The sequence below is a fragment of the Flavobacterium sp. IC2-16 genome (genome assembly GCF_055521455.1).
Genome location: NZ_CM145480.1, coordinates 663,359 through 686,039, shown reverse-complemented (window position 1 = coordinate 686,039; position 22,681 = coordinate 663,359). Strand labels below are relative to the sequence as shown.

General features: G+C 35.3%; 18 protein-coding genes. 11 read left to right on the top strand and 7 right to left on the bottom strand.

Annotated elements, in window-relative coordinates:
- Positions 1–3 precede the first annotated feature (3 nt).
- Positions 4–219 (bottom strand): hypothetical protein, encoded by a 216-nt coding sequence (locus ACZ1JT_RS03090; RefSeq protein WP_465094703.1) that lies wholly within the window; start codon positions 217–219, stop codon positions 4–6.
- Positions 220–283: 64 nt separating this feature from the next.
- Positions 284–1,873 carry a peptide chain release factor 3 gene (locus ACZ1JT_RS03085; protein ID WP_465094702.1) on the bottom strand — a complete coding sequence of 530 codons (1,590 nt, stop codon included), beginning with the start codon at positions 1,871–1,873 and terminating at the stop codon, positions 284–286.
- Between the two features lie 222 nt (positions 1,874–2,095).
- Here ACZ1JT_RS03085 and ACZ1JT_RS03080 point away from each other — a divergent pair, with 222 nt between their 5' ends.
- From ACZ1JT_RS03080 to ACZ1JT_RS03070, 3 genes are read left to right on the top strand one after another with little or no spacing between them, the layout of a single operon-like run.
- Positions 2,096–4,069 (top strand): peptidylprolyl isomerase, encoded by a 1,974-nt coding sequence (locus ACZ1JT_RS03080; protein ID WP_465094701.1) that lies wholly within the window; start codon positions 2,096–2,098, stop codon positions 4,067–4,069.
- Positions 4,070–4,117: 48 nt separating this feature from the next.
- On the top strand, positions 4,118–5,482 hold the full coding sequence (locus tag ACZ1JT_RS03075) for a peptidylprolyl isomerase (protein WP_465094700.1): 1,365 nt from the start codon (positions 4,118–4,120) through the stop codon (positions 5,480–5,482).
- A gap of 21 nt (positions 5,483–5,503) precedes the next feature.
- Positions 5,504–6,457 (top strand): AAA family ATPase, encoded by a 954-nt coding sequence (locus ACZ1JT_RS03070; RefSeq protein ID WP_465094699.1) that lies wholly within the window; start codon positions 5,504–5,506, stop codon positions 6,455–6,457.
- Between the two features lie 32 nt (positions 6,458–6,489).
- Here the strand turns inward: ACZ1JT_RS03070 and ACZ1JT_RS03065 are convergent, their stop codons facing one another.
- On the bottom strand, positions 6,490–7,632 hold the full coding sequence (locus ACZ1JT_RS03065) for a hypothetical protein (RefSeq protein WP_465094698.1): 1,143 nt from the start codon (positions 7,630–7,632) through the stop codon (positions 6,490–6,492).
- A 32-nt stretch (positions 7,633–7,664) separates the two neighbouring features.
- Between ACZ1JT_RS03065 and ACZ1JT_RS03060 the strand changes: the two genes are divergently transcribed.
- The 5 genes from ACZ1JT_RS03060 to ACZ1JT_RS03040 all read left to right on the top strand — a co-directional run bounded on the left by ACZ1JT_RS03060 (position 7,665) and on the right by ACZ1JT_RS03040 (position 16,050).
- Positions 7,665–8,774, top strand: coding sequence for an acyltransferase family protein (locus tag ACZ1JT_RS03060; protein ID WP_465094697.1), 1,110 nt, complete (start codon positions 7,665–7,667; stop codon positions 8,772–8,774).
- 261 nt (positions 8,775–9,035) lie between these two features.
- A complete protein-coding gene (locus ACZ1JT_RS03055) occupies positions 9,036–11,807 on the top strand; it encodes a bifunctional aconitate hydratase 2/2-methylisocitrate dehydratase (protein ID WP_465094696.1) in 2,772 nt (923 codons plus the stop codon).
- A gap of 128 nt (positions 11,808–11,935) precedes the next feature.
- Entirely contained in the window at positions 11,936–14,200 is a 2,265-nt protein-coding gene (locus ACZ1JT_RS03050; RefSeq protein WP_465094695.1) for an aconitate hydratase, read from the top strand.
- 102 nt (positions 14,201–14,302) lie between these two features.
- Positions 14,303–14,851: a TlpA family protein disulfide reductase gene (locus tag ACZ1JT_RS03045; RefSeq protein ID WP_465094694.1), complete on the top strand. Its 549-nt coding sequence runs from the start codon at positions 14,303–14,305 to the stop codon at positions 14,849–14,851.
- A gap of 65 nt (positions 14,852–14,916) precedes the next feature.
- On the top strand, positions 14,917–16,050 hold the full coding sequence (locus tag ACZ1JT_RS03040) for a C40 family peptidase (protein ID WP_465094693.1): 1,134 nt from the start codon (positions 14,917–14,919) through the stop codon (positions 16,048–16,050).
- Positions 16,051–16,066: 16 nt separating this feature from the next.
- Here ACZ1JT_RS03040 and ACZ1JT_RS03035 read toward each other — a convergent pair whose 3' ends face one another.
- The 4 genes from ACZ1JT_RS03035 to ACZ1JT_RS03020 form a co-directional block, all read right to left on the bottom strand.
- Positions 16,067–16,591: a GNAT family N-acetyltransferase gene (locus ACZ1JT_RS03035; protein ID WP_465094692.1), complete on the bottom strand. Its 525-nt coding sequence runs from the start codon at positions 16,589–16,591 to the stop codon at positions 16,067–16,069.
- Positions 16,592–16,597: 6 nt separating this feature from the next.
- Positions 16,598–17,122: a GNAT family N-acetyltransferase gene (locus tag ACZ1JT_RS03030; RefSeq protein ID WP_465094691.1), complete on the bottom strand. Its 525-nt coding sequence runs from the start codon at positions 17,120–17,122 to the stop codon at positions 16,598–16,600.
- Positions 17,123–17,197: 75 nt separating this feature from the next.
- Positions 17,198–18,646, bottom strand: a complete 1,449-nt coding sequence (locus ACZ1JT_RS03025; RefSeq protein WP_465094690.1) for a glyceraldehyde-3-phosphate dehydrogenase — start codon at positions 18,644–18,646, stop codon at positions 17,198–17,200.
- A gap of 138 nt (positions 18,647–18,784) precedes the next feature.
- Positions 18,785–20,179, bottom strand: a complete 1,395-nt coding sequence (locus ACZ1JT_RS03020) for a Do family serine endopeptidase (protein WP_465094689.1) — start codon at positions 20,177–20,179, stop codon at positions 18,785–18,787.
- Between the two features lie 134 nt (positions 20,180–20,313).
- Between ACZ1JT_RS03020 and dapF the strand changes: the two genes are divergently transcribed.
- Genes dapF through mltG form a run of 3 tightly spaced genes read left to right on the top strand, consistent with a single transcriptional unit; the run spans position 20,314 to position 22,681 of the window.
- Positions 20,314–21,099 carry a diaminopimelate epimerase gene (gene dapF / locus ACZ1JT_RS03015; protein ID WP_465094688.1) on the top strand — a complete coding sequence of 262 codons (786 nt, stop codon included), beginning with the start codon at positions 20,314–20,316 and terminating at the stop codon, positions 21,097–21,099.
- Positions 21,100–21,636 (top strand): GNAT family N-acetyltransferase, encoded by a 537-nt coding sequence (locus ACZ1JT_RS03010; protein ID WP_465094687.1) that lies wholly within the window; start codon positions 21,100–21,102, stop codon positions 21,634–21,636.
- A 4-nt stretch (positions 21,637–21,640) separates the two neighbouring features.
- Positions 21,641–22,681, top strand: coding sequence for an endolytic transglycosylase MltG (mltG, locus tag ACZ1JT_RS03005; protein WP_465094686.1), 1,041 nt, complete (start codon positions 21,641–21,643; stop codon positions 22,679–22,681).

Genomic DNA, 22,681 nt, shown 5'->3' with positions numbered 1-22,681 from the left:
TATTTAAGCTTTATTTTGTTCTCTTTTTCGGAAATAATTGAATGTAAAAATTATTCCAATTAGCGCTAACCAAATAAGTTTGCTATTAATTGGTGCTGGAGGCGGATCGTCACCTTCTAAACCACCACTTCCATCATCTGTTCCTGGTTGGGCAAATAATACAAAATCAGATAAGAATAAAAAGCTGAAAATGTAAAATTTCAATACGTTTGACTTCATAAATATTATAATTTGATAGTAAATATATAAATTATAGTTACTAAATTGATTTTCAAAATGTTAATTATTCAAATTCCGACGTGAAATGCAGCTTAACCGTTGGGTATTTGCTTTGTGTCATTTGAATTGAAAAATCAGAATCGGCTAAAAATACCAACTGACCGTATTTGTCGGTAGCTAAAAATTTTTGTTTGATACGTTTAAATTCAGCAAACTCTTCGTTTTTAGGGTCTTCTGGTTTTACCCAACAAGCCTTAAACGCTGGGAAATTCTCATACGAACATTTAGCGCCATATTCGTGCTCCAAACGATATTGGATTACTTCATACTGTAGCGCTCCAACCGTTCCAATTACTTTTCGTCCGTTCATTTCAAGAGTAAACAACTGCGCAACTCCTTCATCCATCAACTGGTCGATTCCCTTTTCTAGCTGTTTTGCTTTCATTGGGTCGGCATTGTTAATGTAACGGAAATGCTCCGGAGAAAAGCTTGGAATTCCTTTAAAACTCATTATTTCCCCTTCGGTAAGTGTATCTCCAATTTTGAAGTTACCGGTATCGTGCAATCCAACAATATCCCCAGGATACGAAATGTCTACGATTTCTTTTTTCTCTGCAAAAAACGCATTTGGACTCGAGAATTTTAAATTTTTCCCATGACGCACGTGTAAATACGGTTTGTTTCTTTCGAAGGTACCCGAAACAATTTTAATAAACGCTAAACGATCGCGGTGTTTAGGGTCCATGTTAGCGTGGATTTTAAATACAAATCCTGAAAATTTATTTTCATCTGGCTTTACTTCACGAGTGTCCGAATCTTTTGGTCGCGGAGTTGGAGCAATTTCAATAAAGCAATCTAATAATTCGCGCACTCCAAAATTATTTAAAGCCGAACCAAAGAAAACCGGTTGCAATTTACCTTCTAGGTATGCTTCTCTGTTAAATGCAGGATATACTTCCGAAACAAGTTCTAGTTCTTCACGAAGTTTATTAGCCGGTTTTTCGCCAATTATTTTTTCAAGTTCTGGGTTGTTTACATCATCGAAAGCTATAGTTTCTTCAATGTTCTTACGGCTATCTCCTTCAAAAATATTGATATTTTTTTCCCAGATATTGTATATTCCTTGGAAATCATATCCCATACCAATAGGGAAACTCAATGGCGTAACATGAAGACCTAGTTTTTTCTCAACTTCATCCATCAAATCAAAAGCATCTTTACCTTCACGGTCCAATTTGTTGATGAAAACAATCATTGGAATATTTCGCATGCGGCAAACTTCAACTAACTTTTCTGTTTGTTCCTCAACCCCTTTAGCTACGTCTATTACTACAATAACACTGTCAACCGCAGTTAAAGTTCTAAAGGTATCTTCAGCAAAATCTTTGTGACCTGGAGTATCAAGAATGTTGATTTTTTTGTCTTTATAATTAAAAGCCAACACCGATGTTGCCACAGAGATTCCTCTTTGACGCTCAATTTCCATGAAATCGGAAGTGGCTCCTTTTTTAATTTTATTGCTTTTTACGGCCCCCGCTTCTTGAATTGCTCCTCCAAACAATAATAGTTTTTCAGTTAAAGTCGTTTTTCCGGCATCGGGGTGGGAAATAATCCCAAATGTTCTTCTTCGTAATATTTCTTTTTGAAAGCTCATGAATCAAAATTTGTGGTTGCAAAAGTAATTATAATTTGCGAGAACTCATTGACTACATACTAAATCTGAAGGAACAACATTATTTGTCTATAATTTTTTGTTAATAGTTTGTCGTATGATTGTATAATAGGTTTGAATTGTTATTTTTGTTGGTTGCAAATCGCTCTGTTTTTAAACAGAGAGGCTGCCTTAAATTATAAAAGTATTTAAAGTTCATAATATATGAAGTTGAAACAGATTTTAGTTAGTCTTTTTATTGTAATAAAGACTGTTGCTTTTGCACAGGAAACAAAAAAAGAAGTTCTTTTTACAATTGATGATAAACCATATTATACCGATGAATTTGCAAGGGTTTATAAGAAGAATCTGGACTTGGTGAAAGACGATTCTCAAAAAGACCTAAATCAATATCTAGATCTTTTCATTGGGTATAAATTGAAAGTAAATAAGGCAAACAAACTTGGCTTGCAAAACGGAATTGCCTATCAAAATGAGTTGCATTCATACAGAACTCAACTTTCTAAAAATTATTTAAGCGATACTAAAGTTACCAAAGAACTAATCGAAGAAGCGTATAAGCGTTCTTTGAAAGAGGTAAATGCATCTCATATTTTATTTTCGTTAGATGAAAACGCCATGCCGGCCGATACTCTAAGAGTATACAATCAGGCTATGGAAGTACGTAAGAAGATTTTAAATGGTGAAATTTTTGAAGATGCTGCAGTTAAATATTCTCAAGATCCTTCTTCTAAAGATAATAAAGGAAATTTAGGATGGTTTAGCGTTTTTAGAATGGTTTATCCTTTCGAATCAGCAGCATTTAAAACGCCAAAAGGAGAAATCTCTAAACCGGTAAGAACCCGTTTTGGATACCATTTGGTAAAAGTAAATGATGTTAGAGATAACAGAGGAGATGTTGTTGTAGCTCATATTATGACTTTAAAAGGAGATAATCCAACTGAAGCTGAAAAATCGAAAACTACAATTGAAGATGTTTATAAGAAATTAAAACAAGGCGAAAACTTCGAAAGTCTAGCACAACAATTTTCTCAAGACCGTTCGTCTTCTGGAAAAGGAGGGGTTTTACAACGTTTCGGTTCGGGAGAATTAAGTTCAGAAATATTCGAAAACAAAGCATTTTCATTAACTGAAAAAGGACAAATAACAGAGCCTTTTCAATCAGAATTTGGATGGCATATCGTTAAATTAATTGAAAAAATACCGGTTAAAACTTTTGAAGAATCAGAAGCTGAACTGGATAATAAAATTAGAAAAGACGATCGTTCGAAATTAATCAGCTCTTCTTTAAATCAAATGTTGCGTAAAAAATATTCGGTAAGTCGCGATGAAAAAATGTATAAAACAGTTAAATCATTGGTAAATGATAAGTTTTATACACAAACTTGGGATGTGCCTACCAATATGAAAGATTACAATGTAAAATTGGCTACCATCAATAAAGACAAAGTAATTAATGCTACGGTGTTTTTGAACTATTTGAGTTCACAACAGCGTAATGCGGTTCAAATTAAACCAATAGCTAAATTGGTTGATTATTACTACGATAAATTCATAGAAGATCAATTGTCTTCGTATTACAATAATAATTTAGAAGGTGAATTTCCTGAATTTGCAAACATTATGGAAGAATACCGTGATGGGTTGTTGTTGTTTGATTTGATGGAAAAAGAAATATGGCAAAAAGCGAAAACAGATTCAGTAGGATTGCAAAAATTCTACGAAATGAATAAGTCGAAATACCAATGGAAAGACCGTATTCAAGCAAATATTTTTTCTTCAACAAGTCTTGATGTTATTAAAAAAGCACAAACGTATTTGAAAAAGAAAAAATCCATTGAATACATAAAAGATAAGCTTAATACTAAAGATGCTATTAACATCATGGTGAAATCGGGAGTTTATGAAATGGATGGAGAAGGATTGCCAAAACATAAAAACTTCGACGACAAAATAACCGACATTGTTCAAGAAGGTAATTATTATTTTGTGACTCAGGTGAATCAGAAAATGCCAAAATCAGACAAAACACTAGAAGAGGCTAAAGGTCGTGTAATTAATGACTATCAACAATATTTAGAACAAAATTGGGTTGATGAACTTAAAAAAGAATTTACTGTAAAAGTGAATCCAGATGTTTTCGAAAGAGTAAAAGCACAATTACAGCAAAAAAAATAATTGCAAACGATAAAGAATATATACGGCTTCGGCTTTAAAATGAATATAATGAAATTGATAACAAATAAGATTGCCCTTTATTTCGGATTGATGATAACTTTTGTGAATGTGGCTCAAGCACAACATTCTAACAAGAAAAAAATAGATGGTGTTATTGCTGTGGTTGGGGATTACATTGTTTTGGATTCCGATGTGGATAAAACATTTGTTGAGTTACAGGCACAAGGAGTCTCAACTGCAAATATTACACGTTGTGAAATGTTGGGTAAATTATTAGAAGATCGTTTGTATGCACACCAGGCAATTCAGGATAGTATTGTGGTAACCGATGCGGAAGTGAATGAATTCATGAATGGTCAGATTGATCAGATGGTGGAGCAGGTTGGAGATATCGATAAAGTGATTAAATTTTACAACAAAAAGAATATCGATGAATTTAGAACCTATTTCTTCGATGTTATCAAAATGAATAAGTTGGCGAGTCAAATGCAACGAAAAATCATTGATGATATTCAAATTACTCCCGAAGAGGTTCGAACTTTCTTTAAGAAAATCCCTCAAGATGAATTACCAATCTTTGGTGCAGAAATGGAAATTGCCCAAATTGTGGTTAAACCAGTTGTTTCGCAAGCTGAAAAACAAAAAGTAATCGATAAGCTGAAACAAATCAAAAAAGAGGTTGAAGAAGGTTCAAGTTTCTTTAGTAGAGCAGTTTTGTATTCTGAAGATCCTGGGTCAAAATCAAATGGAGGATTTTATAAAATAACTAAGAAAACTCAGTTTGTAAAAGAGTTTAAAGACGTGGCTTTTAGTTTGCAGGAAGGTGAAATTTCAGAGCCTTTTGAAACAGAATACGGGTATCATATTATTTATTTGGAAAAAATTCGCGGACAAGAATTGGATTTACGCCATATTTTAATGTCACCAAAAGTTACCGATGAGGCTTTGGCTGAGGCAAAAAAGAAAATTGAAACGATTCGCAAGAGAATAGTGGACGGAGAAATTTCTTTTTCTGAAGCAGCAAAACAATTTTCGGATGAAAAAGAAACACGTAACAATGGTGGAGTTTTAATGAATCCACGTACCATGGAAACGCGTTTTGAATTGACAAAAATGGATCCGGCAATTTATAGTCAGGTTTCTGATTTAAAAGATAATGAAGTATCCTTACCGTTGGTTGATCAAGAACAAAACGGAAACAAAAAATACAAAATAATTACTGTAACCAATCGTTTTGACGAACATACTGCGGATTTCGCTACTGATTATTTAAAAATCAAAGAATTGGCTCTTAAAGAGAAACAAATCATTGCTGTTGGAAAATGGTCAGAAGAAAAAATCAAGCAGACCTATATTAAAATTAACGGCGAATACAGAGATTGTACTTTTACCAACAACTGGCTTAAAAAATAACGCTAATACCTATTTGTAAACATGTCGGACGTAGCAGCAATTCAAAATTTAGTTCAGAAACAACAAGCGCTTAAAGCGGAGGTTTCTAAAATCATTGTTGGTCAGGACGATGTAATGAATCAAATCGTATTGAGTGTTTTTTCTGGAGGGCACGCCTTATTGGTTGGGGTTCCTGGATTGGCTAAAACGTTAATGGTGAATACCATTGCACAGGCTTTGGGTCTTGATTTTAAGCGAATTCAGTTTACGCCCGATTTAATGCCTTCCGATATTTTAGGAAGTGAAATTTTGGATGAAAGCCGAAATTTTAAATTTATTAAAGGACCAATATTTTCCAATATTATCTTAGCTGACGAAATCAATCGTACACCGCCAAAAACTCAAGCAGCTTTATTAGAAGCGATGCAGGAAAAAGCGGTTACTATTGCAGGTCAACATTATAAATTGGATTTACCATTTTTTGTATTGGCTACACAAAACCCAATTGAACAGGAAGGAACTTATCCGTTACCGGAAGCACAATTGGACCGTTTTATGTTTGCTATTAAGTTGGATTATCCTTCTTTCGCAGAAGAAGTACAAGTGGTGAAATCAACGACTACCGATTACAGTGTGAACGTTAATCCGTTGTTTACAGCACAGGAAATTATCGATTTTCAACAATTAATTCGTCGCATTCCAGTTGCAGATAATGTAATTGAGTATGCAGTGACTTTGGTGTCTAAAACACGTCCTAATAATAGTTTGGCAACAGATTATATTAAAAATTATTTGGATTGGGGTGCCGGTCCTCGGGCTTCGCAAAATTTAATTTTAGCGGCTAAAACGCATGCGGCTTTACAAGGTAAATTTTCGCCAGATATTGAAGATGTTCAGGCAGTGGCAACCGGAATTCTTCGTCATCGTATCATTAAAAATTACAAAGCAGATGCAGAAGGAATTTCGGAAGAAATGATTATCAAGAAATTATTTTAAATATAAGGCTCATTTTTAATGAGTCTTTTTTATTATAATCGCTTTTGTATGGTATCATCCAATTCCTTGTCGTAGAAAAATAAAAACATACTGCCCATCATATCTTGTTCAACTTTTGATGTATTGTCGCATGTCATAACAAGTTCGTAACTGTGATTTTTATATAACCAAATTCCTTTTTCAGAACTAAAGGTTTCAATTTTTTCTAATCCAATTCTGTTGTTGTAATTGGTAATGTTACAAGTGAATACAGTTTGGTTTGTGGTTTTGTCAAAAACACTTATCGAAGTAGCAAAAGGGTGTACATGTGGTGCCGAAAAATGCAAACGTAAACTGTCTTTTATCTGTAATTGCTCATCTATAGAACTGCTATAGGTTTTCTTTCCTGTTGGGATTACCCAATGTCCAGAAAGCATATTTCCGGCCTTATCACAATACGTGTGGTTTTTGGTTTCAACAGGTATGCATTGGTTGCTGGCTGGATCTAAAGGTTCTTTAAAAGGATCGTTTTTATCAAATGGTAATTGAATATAAACCGTACGTGTCATGAGCGGTTTTTGAGTTTTATTATAAGCCTCGTATTTTACGGCAACTTCATGTTTTACCTTCTTGTAAATTTTTGGTTGGTTGTGATTTAGCGTTTGTGTGGTTACAAACAAAAAATCTTTTCCAATTATGGGCACGCCATAGCCTTTAGGAAAATCAAAATGTTCCAGTCCGTGCGAAAGTGATGTCATGCGTGGGTATTGCTTCCCAATTCTGTCGGTAAGACCCCATTGGGTATAATATTGCGCGTCGTTAATATCAACATTCATGTGACAAATAAAATCATTGGAAAGTTCTTTGTTGGATTTAGGGTCAAGTGCTTTTACTTCAAAACCGGTAATCCAAAGTAGTTTGTCAGAATTGTCCAATTGTATGTATCGTGACGATTTTGGTCCTTCCATCGATTTGTAAATACCGTCTATTACAAAGGTTGGAGAAAGCATTTTGTATTGATGGGTATTGTTTTTAATCAACCAGTCGTTATCCACCAAACCGGTTTTCTGATAAAGAAATGTTTTTATAATAGCCTGATGTCTGTTGGATAAATTGCAATACACTACTATTCCAAAAAGAGTGGAAAGTATAAAAGTAAAGAGTAAATATTTGTATATATTTGACCGACTGAACATACATAATTGAATTCCAAACAAATGTACTATAAATGAGGGAAGAAAAGCAAAATGTTTCTCGAATATTCGGACTGGATGTGGTTCGAGCTACGGCAATTTCTTTTGTTTTGTTTTCTCATCTCTATTATCTAATCGGAAGTCAAAATCCCGTATTAATTTCTTTTAGCGGTTTATTTGGTTATGCAGGTGTTGAACTTTTCTTTGTTTTGAGTGGCTTTCTTATTGGTTCAATTCTTTTGAAAATGACACTTAAAAACTCGTTTGGCTTATCCGATTTGTTTATTTTTTTCAAACGAAGATGGTTCAGAACGCTACCACTTTACTATTTAATTCTTTTGGTAAATATTGGAATCGCATTCTTTTTTAATTATCCCAAAAAAGAAATCTGGAAGTACTTTTTATTCCTTCAAAACTTCAGTCATGATTCGATTACATTTTTTCCGGAATCATGGAGTCTGTCTGTAGAAGAGTGGGCTTATTTACTCCTTCCTATTTTGATTTTTGTGGGATATAAATGTTTTAAGAGTAATGTGAAATATGGTTTTTTGATAGTTTGCTTAAGCATTGTTTTAATGTCGCATTTGTTACGCTATTTCTATTTTTTGAACCATCAAACGACAGATATGGTTGTTTGGAATGCTAATGTGAAATCTATTGTGGTTTTTCGAATAGATGCAATTGTTGTTGGATTTATAGTAGCTTGGATGTATTACTATTGTGAGTCAATTCTGAAAAAAGTAGCCTTTTATCTGTTTATTGTTTCCGGACATTTGTTTGTACTTCAATTTTTGGTTCTAAATTTAATGGGAGTAGATATTATTTCTTGTCCGATATATTTTCATGTTTTCTATTTCTCATTAACCTCAATTACCTTCGCGTTGGCGCTTCCGTTTTTTATTTTCTGGAAATCGTCTGCTTCTTTTTTGGGAAGAATGATTACGGGATTGAGTAAAATTTCATACGCTGTTTATTTGGTTCATTATTGTGTGATGAGCGCTTTCTTAAAATATTTGGTATATGTTTTAGATTTAACATTGCCGTCTTCACTTTTAGTTTTGATTTATTTTGTACTTACTTTTTCGGTTTCTTTTTTGTTGTACCGTTTTTACGAACAGCCAATTATGAATCTTCGTGACAAGTAAGGTTTATGCTGATTTTTCAATTTTTTGGTTTCTTTTTTTCGGATTTCATAAAATTATTTTCAAAAATTAGCAATTCGTAAAAAAACCAATCAATTTTCTTATTTTACTGAAATATATTCATCAAAATAGAATGTTTATAAATAATATTCTTTTGAAATTAATGAAATGCTAAATATTTTTTAATTTGAATGTTATTGATTAATTTTGTCCTGCTTTTAAAAATAAATTAATAATAACATAACTTTTTCAAATCATATAGAAATGAGTATTTATAGCGACTACATTAAAGAAATTGAAGAGCGAAAAGGTCAGGGACTTCATCCAAAACCTATTGATGGTGCTGAATTGCTAAGTGAAATCATTGCTCAAATCAAAGAATCAAACAATCCAAATAGAGAAGATTCTCTTAAATTTTTTATCTATAACACCTTGCCGGGTACTACTCCAGCTGCAGGTGCTAAGGCTAAATTTTTAAAAGAAATTATTTTAGGCGAATCAATTGTTAATGAAATTACCCCAGCATTTGCCTTCGAATTGCTATCACACATGAAAGGTGGGCCTTCAATCGAAGTCTTGTTGGATTTAGCTTTAGGTAATGATGCAGCAATTGCTAAACAAGCGGCTGATGTTCTTAAAACGCAAGTGTATTTGTACGATGCAGATACAAATCGTTTAAAAGTGGCTTTTGAAAACGGAAATGCGGTAGCGAAAGAAATTTTGGAGAGCTACGCTAAAGCGGAATTCTTTACGAAACTTCCTGAAGTTGCTGAAGAAATTAAAGTGGTTACTTTCATCGCTGGTGAAGGAGATATTTCTACGGACTTACTTTCTCCGGGTAACCAAGCGCACTCGCGTTCCGACCGTGAATTGCACGGAAAATGTATGATTACACCTGAAGCTCAGGAGGAAATCAAAGCGTTGCAAGCACAACATCCTGATAAATCGGTGATGTTGATTGCTGAAAAAGGTACGATGGGTGTAGGTTCTTCTCGTATGTCAGGGGTAAACAACGTGGCACTTTGGACAGGTAAACAAGCGAGTCCTTATGTTCCTTTCGTAAACTTTGCTCCAATCGTTGGTGGAACGAACGGTATTTCTCCAATCTTCCTTACTACAGTTGACGTAACCGGAGGTATCGGAATCGACCTTAAAAACTGGGTTAAAAAGACAGATGAAAACGGAAACTTAGTTCGTAACGAAAATGGTGAGCCTATTTTAGAGCAAGCTTATTCTGTGGCTACAGGTACTGTTTTAACAATCAATACAAAAACTAAAAAATTATACAATGGTAATCAGGAGTTAATCGATATCTCCAGATCGTTCACGCCGCAAAAAATGGAATTCATTAAGGCAGGAGGATCTTATGCTATTGTATTCGGTAAAAAATTACAAACCTTCGCTGCTAAAACTTTAGGAATTGAAGCACCGGTTGTATATGCACCGTCAAAAGAAATCTCTCACGAAGGACAAGGTCTTACAGCAGTTGAAAAAATCTTCAACAGAAATGCTGTTGGAACCACACCAGGAAAAGTGTTACACGCTGGTTCTGATGTTCGTGTAGAAGTAAACATCGTAGGTTCTCAAGATACTACAGGTTTAATGACGGCTCAAGAATTAGAGTCTATGGCTGCAACAACCATTTCAACAATTGTAGATGGTGCTTACCAATCAGGATGTCACACCGCTTCTGTTTGGGACAAAAAAGCGCAGGCTAACATTCCGAAATTGATGAAATTCATGAACGATTTCGGTTTGATTACGGCTCGTGATCCTAAGGGAGTTTATCACGCAATGACTGACGTAATCCACAAAGTACTTAACGATATTACAATCGATGAGTGGGCTATCATCATCGGAGGTGACTCTCATACACGTATGTCTAAAGGTGTTGCTTTTGGTGCCGATTCTGGGACTGTTGCTTTGGCTTTGGCAACTGGAGAAGCTTCTATGCCAATCCCTGAGTCTGTAAAAGTGACATTCAAAGGAGAGATGAAATCGTATATGGATTTCCGTGATGTGGTACATGCAACGCAACAACAAATGTTGAAACAATTTGGTGGTGAAAACGTATTCCAAGGAAGAATTATCGAGGTTCACATCGGAACGTTAACTGCAGATCAGGCCTTTACATTTACAGACTGGACTGCAGAAATGAAAGCAAAAGCTTCTATCTGTATTTCAGAAGATGAAACCTTAATCGAATCATTAGAAATTGCTAAGGGCAGAATTCAAATTATGATTGATAAAGGTATGGATAATGCAAAAGGTGTTCTTCAAGGATTGATCAATAAAGCTAATAAACGTATTGCTGAAATCCGTTCAGGTGAAAAACCAGCGTTAACTCCGGATGCGAATGCAAAATACTACGCGGAAGTTGTAGTAGATCTTGATGTAATTGCTGAGCCAATGATTGCCGACCCAGATGTAAACAACGCTGATGTTTCGAAACGATATACTCACGATACTATCCGTCCGCTTTCATTCTACGGCGGAACGAAAAAAGTAGATCTTGGTTTTATCGGTTCGTGTATGGTTCATAAAGGCGATATGAAAATTTTAGCACAAATGCTTAAAAACGTGGAAGCGCAAAAAGGTAAAGTTGTATTTAACGCACCACTTGTTGTAGCGCCACCTACATATAACATCGTTGACGAATTGAAAGCAGAAGGTGATTGGGAAGTATTGCAAAAATATTCAGGTTTCGAATTTGATGATAATGCACCAAAATCGGCCGCTCGTACAGAGTATGAGAATATGTTGTATTTAGAGCGCCCAGGTTGTAACCTTTGTATGGGGAATCAGGAAAAAGCTGCTAAAGGAGATACGGTAATGGCAACTTCTACACGTTTGTTCCAAGGACGTGTGGTTGAAGATTCTGCTGAGAAAAAAGGAGAATCGTTACTTTCTTCTACGCCGGTTGTAGTATTGTCTACAATTTTGGGAAGAACCCCAACTATTGAAGAATATACAGCAGCAGTAGAGGGTATTAACTTAACAAAGTTTGCACCATCTCATAAATTGCTGGCAAAATAATCATTCAAATACTGATTAAAATTGTAAAGCCTAAGTTGATAAACTTAGGCTTTTTTTATTGTAGCTGCGCTATTTTTCGTAAATTGTAGGGGCGAAAATAAATAACAAAATAATAAGATATAAACACTATGGCTTTTGATATTGAAATGATTGAAAAAGTGTACGCAACTATGGCAGCTCGTGTCGATAAAGCTCGCGAGTTAGTTGGTCGTCCGCTTACCTTATCCGAAAAGATTTTATATTCTCACCTATGGGAAGGAACACCTTCTCAAGCCTTTACGCGAGGTAAAGATTATGTCGATTTTGCTCCAGACCGAGTAGCGTGTCAAGATGCTACGGCGCAAATGGCATTGCTGCAGTTTATGCATGCTGGTAAAAAAACGGTTGCAGTGCCTACAACGGTACATTGTGATCACTTAATACAGGCGAAAAACGGTGCGGCGGAAGATTTGGCTTTTGCCAACAAACAATCGAAAGAAGTGTTCGATTTCCTTTCTTCCGTGTCCAATAAATATGGCATTGGATTTTGGAAGCCGGGTTCGGGAATTATTCACCAAATCGTTTTAGAAAATTATGCATTTCCTGGAGGTATGATGATTGGTACCGATTCGCATACAGTTAATGCTGGGGGATTGGGTATGTTAGCTATAGGAGTAGGTGGTGCAGATGCCGTAGATGTCATGTCGGGGATGTCTTGGGAATTGAAATTTCCAAAACTCATCGGTGTGAAACTAACAGGCAAACTAAACGGATGGACGGCTCCAAAAGACGTTATCTTAAAAGTAGCAGATATTCTTACCGTAAAAGGAGGAACAGGTGCTATTGTAGAATATTTTGGAGAAGGTGCTGAGTCAATGTCATGTACAGGAAAAGGAACTATTTGTAATATGGGTGCCGAAATCGGAGCTACAACATCAACTTTTGGTTACGATGATTCGATGCGAAGATATTTAGTAGCTACCGGTCGTCAGGATGTGGTAAATGCTGCAGATAAAGTGGCATCTTATTTAACTGCTGATGCAGAAGTGTATGCTAATCCGGCTCAATATTTTGATCAATTAATTGAAATCAACTTATCCGAATTAGAGCCACACATCAACGGACCTTTTACACCAGACAGAGGAACTCCAGTTTCTAAAATGAAAGCGGAGGCGGAAGCGAACGGATGGCCCATTAAAGTAGAATGGGGATTGATCGGTTCATGCACCAACTCTTCCTATGAGGATATGTCGAGAGCAGCTTCTATTGTGGAGCAGGCTGTAGCGCATGGTATTACACCAAAAGCAGAATTCGGTATCAACCCGGGTTCGGAACAAATCCGATATACTATCGAAAGAGATGGTATCATTGCTACGTTTGAAAAAATGGGAACTAAAGTATTTACTAATGCTTGTGGACCTTGTATAGGACAATGGGATAGAGCGGGTGCCGACAAACAAGAAAAAAATACCATAGTGCATTCCTTTAACCGTAACTTTTCGAAAAGAGCAGACGGAAATCCAAATACCCATGCGTTTGTAACGTCGCCGGAAATGGTGGCAGCTTTGGCAATTTCAGGACGTTTAGACTTTAATCCTATTACCGATACGTTGTTAAATGATAACGGGCAGGAAGTACGATTAAACCCACCTCATGGTGATGAATTGCCAACAAAAGGTTTTGATGTAGACGATCCAGGATTTCAACCGCCTGCCGCAGATGGTTCTTCTGTAGAAGTTTTGGTTTCGCCAACTTCCGATCGTTTGCAATTATTAGCGCCTTTTGCACCTTGGGATGGAAAAAATATTACTGGAGCTAAATTGTTAATTAAAGCTTTTGGGAAATGTACTACCGATCATATTTCCATGGCAGGTCCTTGGTTGCGATATCGAGGTCATTTGGATAATATTTCCAATAACATGTTGATTGGAGCCGAAAATGCATTCAATCATAAAACAAATTCTGTTAAAAATCAATTGACAGGGGCTTATGATGAGGTGCCAAAAGTGCAAAGGGCATACAAGACTGCAGGAACTCCTTCTATAGTTGTGGGCGATCATAACTACGGGGAAGGTTCGTCTCGCGAACATGCGGCTATGGAACCACGCTTTTTAGGCGTGAAAGCCGTATTGGTTAAGTCGTTTGCTCGTATTCATGAAACTAACTTGAAAAAACAAGGAATGTTAGCCTTAACTTTTGCTAATGAGGCTGATTACGATAAAATTCAGGAAGATGATACCATCAACTTCTTAGATTTAACAGAATTTGCACCTGGAAAACCATTGACTTTGGAATTCGTTCATGCCGATGGTTCTAAAGATAGTATTATGGCAAATCATACCTACAACGAAAGTCAAATTGGATGGTTTGTAGCCGGTTCGGCATTAAATTTAATTGCCGCTGGTAAAGCATAATTAAAACAATACATTATAACTCATAGCGCTCTAGTAATAGGGCGCTTTTTTATTGAAAGAAATAATTAGGTTGCTTATCTTTACGCCAAATTTTTTTGGAATATGAAAAAAATAATTATAGGCATAGTCACACTTTTACTTTTAGCGCTATTTTTTTTTAAAGATGATTTACAAGATAAAATAATAGGTTCAAATTTACCTGAACCAACTATGATTGCATTTGAAAAACAAGTTCCAATTTATTCATACGATTGGCGTTTAATAGGTACTTCAGGTGTGCCATTGTCTTTTGTAGAATATATGCAGCGTAATGTGATTATTAATTATTGGTCTCCTAATAATCCTGAATCAGAAGAAGAGTTAAAACAATGGGCTAAATTATACAATGACTATAAAAATGATTTGTTTTTTATTTTCGCTACAGATGATTCTCAAGCTCATGTAAATGCTTTTTTAAAAAAGACAGGATATGTTTTTCCAGTTTTTTATTCTGGAAGCACACCTTTGAAATCTATAGTTTTAGATAAAACTCCTAAGACATATCTGATAACTAAATCGGGTAGAATTGTTGTGAATTTTTCTGGAGCTGCGAATTGGAATTCGGATCAGTTTCGTGCCTCATTGGATGAGGTTTTAAAACAAAATAAATAGTTAAAAAGGCTGTTTTTAAGAACGGAGTTGGTTATCTTGCCGCTCTTTTTTAAGGATAATTGCAGATGAGATTTTTTGGAGTAGTTTTTTTGTTGTTTTCAACCGTATTTTTTGCACAAGAAAAAATTAAGCACGTAGTGGTTAGTGGTGAGTCTGTGTATAGTATTGCTAAGAAATACAAAGTGAAAGAAGCAGAAATTTATGCTATGAATCCAAATTCCAAAGGTTCATTATTGCAGTTAAAGCAAGTTCTTTGGATTCCGAATAAAAACTTCAAACCTAAAGAAAAAAAGAATAAAAAGAAGTTAGATGTTGCAACAGAAACAAATGAGTTAGCGTTGTACCATGTAGTTTTGCCGAAAGAAACTCTTTTCGGAATCGCTAAAAAATATCATACTACTGTAAAAAAAATATTGGCAGCAAATCCCGATTTAGATAAAAATAAAGTAAAAGCCGGGGATAAAATTTTAATAGCTGGGGCTGAAGAACAGAATACACAAAATACAGTTTCTGAAAATTCTGAGAGTGAAGTTGCGGTTGTTGCCAGTGAAACGGATGATATTGTGATTCATGTGGTTGAGGCAAAACAAACCAAGTACGGAATCGCCAAGCAATACGGTGTTAGTATTGATGATTTGGAAAAATGGAATCCCGAAATAAAAAAAGGTTTAGAAAAAGGGTTTAATCTAAAAATTCATTCCCAAAAAAGCAGTGCAGATACCAATGAAGCGGTAGTTTTAACAACTGAAAATACTACAGTAGAAAGTGGTCAAGAGTCGAGTGTGTTGCCTTTAAGTGCAAATTCGATTGAAAAAGCCGAGTTTTTAATATCTAAAGCTTCCGAGAATTTAGGTGTTCGTTACCGTGGCGGCGGAACCGATAAAAACGGATTTGATTGCTCTGGCTTGATGTTTACAACTTTCAGGAATATAGATGTTACTTTACCAAGATCGTCTCAGGAAATGGCATCTTCAGCAGGATTGAAAATCTCTAGAGATCAAGCCCAAAAAGGGGATTTGATTTTCTTTAAAACCACACGCCGAGCTCGAGTTGGACATGTAGGTATGATTACTGAGGTTCTGGATGATGAAATTAAATTCATACATTCTTCTACAAGTTCTGGTGTTATAATATCTTCAACCAAAGAAGATTATTATGCGAAACGATTCGTTCAGATTAACAGGGTGTTAAACGATTAACCGAAGCTCGTTTTACTTATATATCAAGTCTCAATAGAATGTCGGTTTGGTTATCATTGCCAAATATAAAACCATGTGTTGCAAAAGCTATCATTCCGTTTCTTTTGTAAAAATTGATGGCTTTGATGTTGTTTTCCCACACACCCAACCAAATGTAATCGAGATTGTTTTGTTTTGCTACTTCAATCGCTTTGTCGAAAAGGTGTTGTCCGAATCCTTTTCCGTAATACTCGCTTGAAACGTATATGCGTTCAATTTCCAACGATTTTTCATCATTCAAATCGTTTTGCGCAGCACCAAAATTAACTTTGATATACCCTATTATTTTATTGTTTGTTGTTACTAGATAAAATTCCGAATTTGGGTTGTTGAGTTCTAGGGTTAATTTTTCCAAGCTCAAATTCTCTTCTAGATACAATTGCATGTTTTCTTCAGTGTTGAATTTTGCATACGATTCAAAAAATGTTTTCCTGCTAATGTCTAGGATTTCATTAGTCTGATTTAATGTTGCTTTGGTTATTTTGAAATTTTTCTTATTCATATAAACCTAATATTCCCAATTTCCCTTTTCAATTATATACTCAAAATTATGCTTTTCAGGTTCGCCGTGATAAGCAATATTTATTTCTCGAACTTTATCGGCTCCAATTCGTTCAATCGCTTTTTGTGAACGGTAGTTTGTGGCTCCAATATGAAAATAAACAGCATCAACAAATTGAAAAGCGTAGTTCATCATTAGTCGTTTAACACTCGGATTGTATTTGGAACCCCAATAGTTTCTGCTGAAAAAGGTGTATCCAATTAAAATACTGTTTTTATCGGCATCATAATCGTAAAAACGAGTACTGCCAATAGTTTTATTGGTTTTATTGTCTATGATTTTAAAAGCACCTCCCGATTGCATCGCTCCTTCAAAGAAATTTACAAAAACCTCTTTCTTATAACGATCTTTATTTGGGTGTTGTTCCCATATCATAGGATCGGAAGCTACATCGTATAGTTCTTCAAAATCGTTTTCGTGTAAGGGAAGTAATGAGACTAGATCGTTATGTAATGTGGGTTGGAGGTTCATAAAATGAGTTTGTTAAAAATACAAAATCCGCTTCAATTTCTCAAAGCGGATTTTAGTTATTTAAGTCGATGTCTATTAATAGTACATGTAACGTCTAACTTTAGCAATGTATTTAGCTAAACGAATTACTTGGTGGCTATAGCCGTATTCGTTATCATACCATACATACATAACTACATTTTTGCCATCGTTTGAAACGATTGTTGCGTTACTATCGAAAATAGCAGGAGCAGAAGTTCCAACAATATCAGAAGAAACCAATTCGTTACTTAATGAATATTTGATTTGCTCAACTAGATTTCCTTCTAAGGCATATTTTTTCATGATTGCATTTAAATCTTCTTTAGAAGTTTCTTTTCCAACTTCAAGATTTAAAACTACTAATGAACCGTTAGGCACAGGAACACGAATTGCGTTGGAAGTTAATTTTCCAGCAAGACTTGGTAATGCTTTAGCAACAGCACTTCCAGCGCCAGTTTCGGTAATTACCATGTTTAAAGCAGCAGCTCTACCACGACGGTATTTTTTATGCATGTTGTCAACCAAGTTTTGGTCGTTTGTGTATGCGTGAATTGTTTCTAAATGTCCTTTAACAACACCAAGAGTTTCTTCAATAGCAGCTAAAACAGGAGTAATAGCGTTGGTTGTACATGAAGCTGCCGAGTAAATTTTTACTTCATCCGGATTGTATTCTTCATGGTTAACCCCATATACAATATTAGGAACTCCTTTACCAGGTGCAGTAAGTAATACTTTTTCAACACCTTTAGAAGTTAAATGTCTGCTTAGTGCTTCTTCTGTTGTAAATGCACCCGTATTGTCTATTACTAAAGCATCGTTGATACCGTATGTAGTATAGTCAATTTCTTCAGGAGAATTAGCTGTAATAATATGAACTGTTGCCCCGTTGATAATTAAAGCATTGTTTTCTACATCTGCAGTAACCGAACCTTCAAAGTCACCGTGAACTGAGTCGTAACGTAATAAAGAAGCTCTTTTTTCTAATAAAACAGCGTCGTTTTTATCACGAGTAACAATAGCGCGTAAACGCAATTGCTGTCCTTTACCAACTTTCGACATTAATTCTCTTGCTAATAAACGACCGATACGGCCAAATCCGTATAAAACAACATCTTTAGGCTTTATTTCAGTAGTTTCTTTAGCATGTTTTAGTTTGTCGATAACGAATGCGGTAGCATCATTGTATTTATCGTCTTCTAAATGGTATTCGTATGTTAATTTTCCGATGTCGATTCGAGATGGTGGTAAGTCTAAAGCTTGAATAGCACGTGCGATTTCTACAGAGTCGAAAACATTGATAGGTTTTTGAACGAATTCACCAGCATACTCGTGTAAATTGATGATATCACTTACGTTTCTGTCGATTAATTGGTTTCTGAAAATTACCAATTCGATAGATTTGTCATACCATAAATCGCTGATGATTTTAATGAATTCTACGCCGGCTCTTCTTCTGTCTGCCTGAAATGCCAACTCTTTTTCGTATAAAGCGGAATTGTTCATAAGATGTGTTTGTGTCGTTAAAATTTGGTGCAAAAATATTGATTTTTAATCAGATTGCCATAAAAAAAAGAGGCATAATTTTCTATAAAAAAGAAGCCCAGTGTTTAACTGGGCTCTATTGTGTGTGTTTTTTAAGAATTACAATATCATCTGTAGTCGCTCACCTGCTTGAGTGATTAATTCAATTCTGAATTTTTGATTGCTTGATTTCGAATTCAATATACGTGAAGCTTGTTCCATCGAATTTACTTTGGTACCGTCAATTCGTATAATTATGGAACCTTTTAATACATCGGCGTATTCAAGATAGCGGTCGTTTGTTACTTCTTTGATTTTTACACCTTCATTCAATCGGAATTTTTTCTTGTCTGCAGCATCAAGATCTTCAAACTCAAAACCATTATAATCTACATTAATTAGTTCTTTTTTGGTAAGTGTTACCGGAATTGTTTTCGAATTTCCATCTCGTATAATTCCAACAGAAACTACATCATTTGGTCTTTTCGTGTTGATATACGATGTTAAGTCGGAATATCCTCTAACTGTTTGATTGTCTAATTTTACAATAACATCGCCTTTCTTTAAGCCTGCTTTCTCGGCACCCGAATTTTTTGAAACGGAGTTAATATAAAATCCTTGCGATTGTGAAACGCCTAATTCTTTCGCAGAAATGCTGTTAAGTTCACCGCCTTCAACACCTAGAACTCCGCGTTGTACATTACCATATTCCATTAAGTCTTCAATAATTTTTCGTGTGATGTTGGAAGGAACGGCAAAAGAATATCCCGTGTAGCTGCCAGTTGGTGAAGAAATCATGGTGTTAATTCCGACTAATTCGCCACGTGTATTTACTAAAGCGCCACCGCTATTTCCTGGATTTACTGCAGCATCGGTTTGTATAAACGATTGAATTCCTTGGTTGCTTAAATCACGTGCTTTGGCCGAAACAATTCCAGCTGTTACCGTAGAATTTAAATTGTATGGATTTCCAACCGCTAATACCCATTCACCAATTTTCATATTGTCTGAATTCCCAAAAGTGGCATAAGGTAATTTGTCATCGGCCTCAATTTTAAGTAAAGCGATGTCCATTTTGCTGTCGGTTCCAACTAATTTTGCCTTGTATATTTTGTTGTTGTTTAACGTGACTTCCAGTTCTGTGGCATTTTGAATTACATGGTTGTTGGTTACGATGTATCCGTCTTCAGAAATAATAACTCCAGAGCCGGTTCCAATTTGTGTTTGTTGTTGTCCGCCTCGGTATCCGTAAAAATATTCCATAATAGGATTAGAAGGAACTTCCGAAACCGACACGTTTTTAACGTGAACAACATAATGAACTGCGTTTTCTGCAGCTGCGGTTAAATCTACATTTTCAGAACCTAAAGCTACATTTCGGTTGTAATTTTCTGAAGCAACCGATAATTTGGTTCCTGATTTGGTAGTTGAGGGTTCAATAAAAAGTTTGTATGCGCCAAGCGTTATTGTTCCGCTTAACATAGATACGACTAATAAGCTTGAGAATTTGTTCATAATATGATTTATATTTAATTATTTAACAGTAAAATTAAAAACTTCATGAATTCAACAAAAGTGTTTAACGCTCGTTTAACAGACTTTAACGTGTCGTTAATATTTGTACTTTTGTTACTTATTTGATTATCAATATGAAATGTGTTTTTTATAAATATCAAGGTACGGGTAACGATTTTGTTATGATTGACAATTGTGATTTACAATTCCCCAAAAATGATACCAAATTGATCGAAAAAATATGCGATAGAAGGTTTGGAGTTGGTGCTGATGGGCTTATTTTATTAGAGAATGATGATAAAACCGATTTCAAAATGGTGTATTTTAATTCCGATGGAAATGAAAGTTCAATGTGTGGTAATGGTGGAAGATGTTTGGTTGCTTTTGCGAAGCAGCTTGGTATGATTGATAAGGAAACAACGTTTATTGCGACCGACGGATTACATTTCGCTACAATCGACAATAAAAATGTGGTTTCATTACAAATGAAAGACGTAGATGAGGTTCAGCAACATGCGAGTCATATTTTTTTAGATACGGGTTCGCCACATCACGTGCAAATGGTAGAAAATCTACACATTTTTGATGTAAGAAATGAAGGGGCTAAAATTAGATATGGCAATTTATATGGTGATGCAGGGAGCAATGTGAACTTTGTTACTCAAACCGACGAAAATAAATTTGCTTTACGTACTTATGAAAGAGGTGTAGAAGATGAGACCTTGTCATGTGGTACCGGAGCTACGGCAGTGGCTATTGCAATGAATGCTTCTGGAAAAACAGATAGTTCTCGTATCCAATTGCAAGTTGAAGGAGGAATGCTAGAAGTGACTTTTACCGAAAAAAACGGTTTTTATACGGATGTGTTTCTAAAAGGACCCGCTACATTTGTTTATCAAGGAACCATAGAAATTAATTAAATGATTACTCTCCAAGGGAAAACAGTTTATTTACGAGCACTTGAACCTGAAGATTTAGGGTTCTTATATGCTATAGAAAACGACGAGTCTATTTGGGAAGTTAGTAACACACAAACACCGTATAGTCGTTTTTTGATTCGTCAGTATCTTGAAAATGCACATCAAGATATTTATGAAGCGAAACAGTTGCGTTTGGCTATATGTTACACGGGTTCTTTTGACGCAATTGGATTGATTGATTTGTTCGATTTTGATCCGAGAAACCAACGTGCCGGAATAGGTATAATTGTGCAAGATAATGATAATAGAGGTAAAGGTGTTGGGAGTGAGGCACTTGAGTTGCTTATAAAATACAGTTTTTCTCATTTGCAATTGCATCAACTCTATGCAAATATTAGTATTGAAAATGTAGCGAGTATTAACCTTTTTACTAATTTTGGCTTTCGTTGTATTGGCGTAAAAAAAGATTGGATTCGCATTCATAATCGCTATACAGATGAAGGATTGTATCAATTAATTAACCCAGTTAATCCGTAAGATTTTGAACCTAAAAAGAATTGTTTCAATGATGTCGGTAGCTATTTTGTTAGTGGCTACGGGATTTGGTGCTTATGTTTACACCAAAGCATTTACTAAAAACACCAATTTTTCTGAAAATGAAGTTTTTGTTTATGTTCCAACCAATTCAACTTTCGAAGACGTTAAAAAAATAATTGCGCCCTATGTGGTCGATGTCGATAAATTTACGTTTGTAGCAGAAAAAAGAGGTTATAGTGCTAATGTAAATCCTGGAAAATTTTTATTGACAAATGGCATGAATAGTTTTAGTATTGTTTCAGCTCTGCGTCATAATGTTCCGGTTAAATTAGCATTTAACAACCAAGAATCACTTGGTAAATTAGTGCAGCGAATGGCTTCTCAAATTGAACCTGATAGTTTAACGCTTACTCAGGTTTTTACAGATTCTACTTTCATGGCCGAAAACGGATTTAATAAAGAGACAATTTTATCTATGTTTATTCCGAACACGTATGAATTTTATTGGAATGTTTCACCAACTAAGTTTAGAGATAAACTGGCTAAAGAATACCGAAAATTCTGGAATGAAGAGCGTACTGCCAAAGCTACTGCTTTAGGAATGAGCCCTGTTGAGGTATCAACGTTAGCCTCTATTGTACATGAAGAAACGGTGAAGTCTGATGAAAGACCTAGAGTAGCAGGGGTTTATCTTAATCGATTGAAACAAGATATGCCACTTCAAGCTGATCCAACTGTAATTTACGCAATTAAAGAAAAATCGGGTGATTTTAATCAAGTTATTAAAAGGGTATTTTTAAATGATTTAAAAATTGCCTCACCATATAATACGTATGTTCATAATGGATTGCCTCCAGGACCAATTTCAATGCCTGATATTTCGGCTATTGATGCGGTTTTAAATGCCGAAAAACATAATTATCTTTATTTTTGTGCTAGCGTAGATCGTTTCGGATATCATGAGTTTGCTGAAACCTACGATGACCACCGTGTTATTGCAAAAAAATATGCAGAATGGGTTGCGAAACAAGGATATGATAGGTAA

Coding starts and splice junctions, on each gene's coding strand:
- ACZ1JT_RS03040 (WP_465094693.1), top strand. CDS start 14,917: ATGAGATTTTTTGGAGTAGTTTTTTTGTTGTTTTCAACCGTATTTTTT.
- ACZ1JT_RS03010 (WP_465094687.1), top strand. CDS start 21,100: ATGATTACTCTCCAAGGGAAAACAGTTTATTTACGAGCACTTGAACCT.
- ACZ1JT_RS03065 (WP_465094698.1), bottom strand. CDS start 7,632: ATGTTCAGTCGGTCAAATATATACAAATATTTACTCTTTACTTTTATA.
- ACZ1JT_RS03050 (WP_465094695.1), top strand. CDS start 11,936: ATGGCTTTTGATATTGAAATGATTGAAAAAGTGTACGCAACTATGGCA.
- ACZ1JT_RS03080 (WP_465094701.1), top strand. CDS start 2,096: ATGAAGTTGAAACAGATTTTAGTTAGTCTTTTTATTGTAATAAAGACT.
- ACZ1JT_RS03020 (WP_465094689.1), bottom strand. CDS start 20,179: ATGAACAAATTCTCAAGCTTATTAGTCGTATCTATGTTAAGCGGAACA.
- ACZ1JT_RS03075 (WP_465094700.1), top strand. CDS start 4,118: ATGAAATTGATAACAAATAAGATTGCCCTTTATTTCGGATTGATGATA.
- ACZ1JT_RS03060 (WP_465094697.1), top strand. CDS start 7,665: ATGAGGGAAGAAAAGCAAAATGTTTCTCGAATATTCGGACTGGATGTG.
- dapF (WP_465094688.1), top strand. CDS start 20,314: ATGAAATGTGTTTTTTATAAATATCAAGGTACGGGTAACGATTTTGTT.
- ACZ1JT_RS03085 (WP_465094702.1), bottom strand. CDS start 1,873: ATGAGCTTTCAAAAAGAAATATTACGAAGAAGAACATTTGGGATTATT.
- ACZ1JT_RS03070 (WP_465094699.1), top strand. CDS start 5,504: ATGTCGGACGTAGCAGCAATTCAAAATTTAGTTCAGAAACAACAAGCG.
- ACZ1JT_RS03025 (WP_465094690.1), bottom strand. CDS start 18,646: ATGAACAATTCCGCTTTATACGAAAAAGAGTTGGCATTTCAGGCAGAC.
- ACZ1JT_RS03090 (WP_465094703.1), bottom strand. CDS start 219: ATGAAGTCAAACGTATTGAAATTTTACATTTTCAGCTTTTTATTCTTA.
- ACZ1JT_RS03045 (WP_465094694.1), top strand. CDS start 14,303: ATGAAAAAAATAATTATAGGCATAGTCACACTTTTACTTTTAGCGCTA.
- ACZ1JT_RS03055 (WP_465094696.1), top strand. CDS start 9,036: ATGAGTATTTATAGCGACTACATTAAAGAAATTGAAGAGCGAAAAGGT.
- ACZ1JT_RS03030 (WP_465094691.1), bottom strand. CDS start 17,122: ATGAACCTCCAACCCACATTACATAACGATCTAGTCTCATTACTTCCC.
- ACZ1JT_RS03035 (WP_465094692.1), bottom strand. CDS start 16,591: ATGAATAAGAAAAATTTCAAAATAACCAAAGCAACATTAAATCAGACT.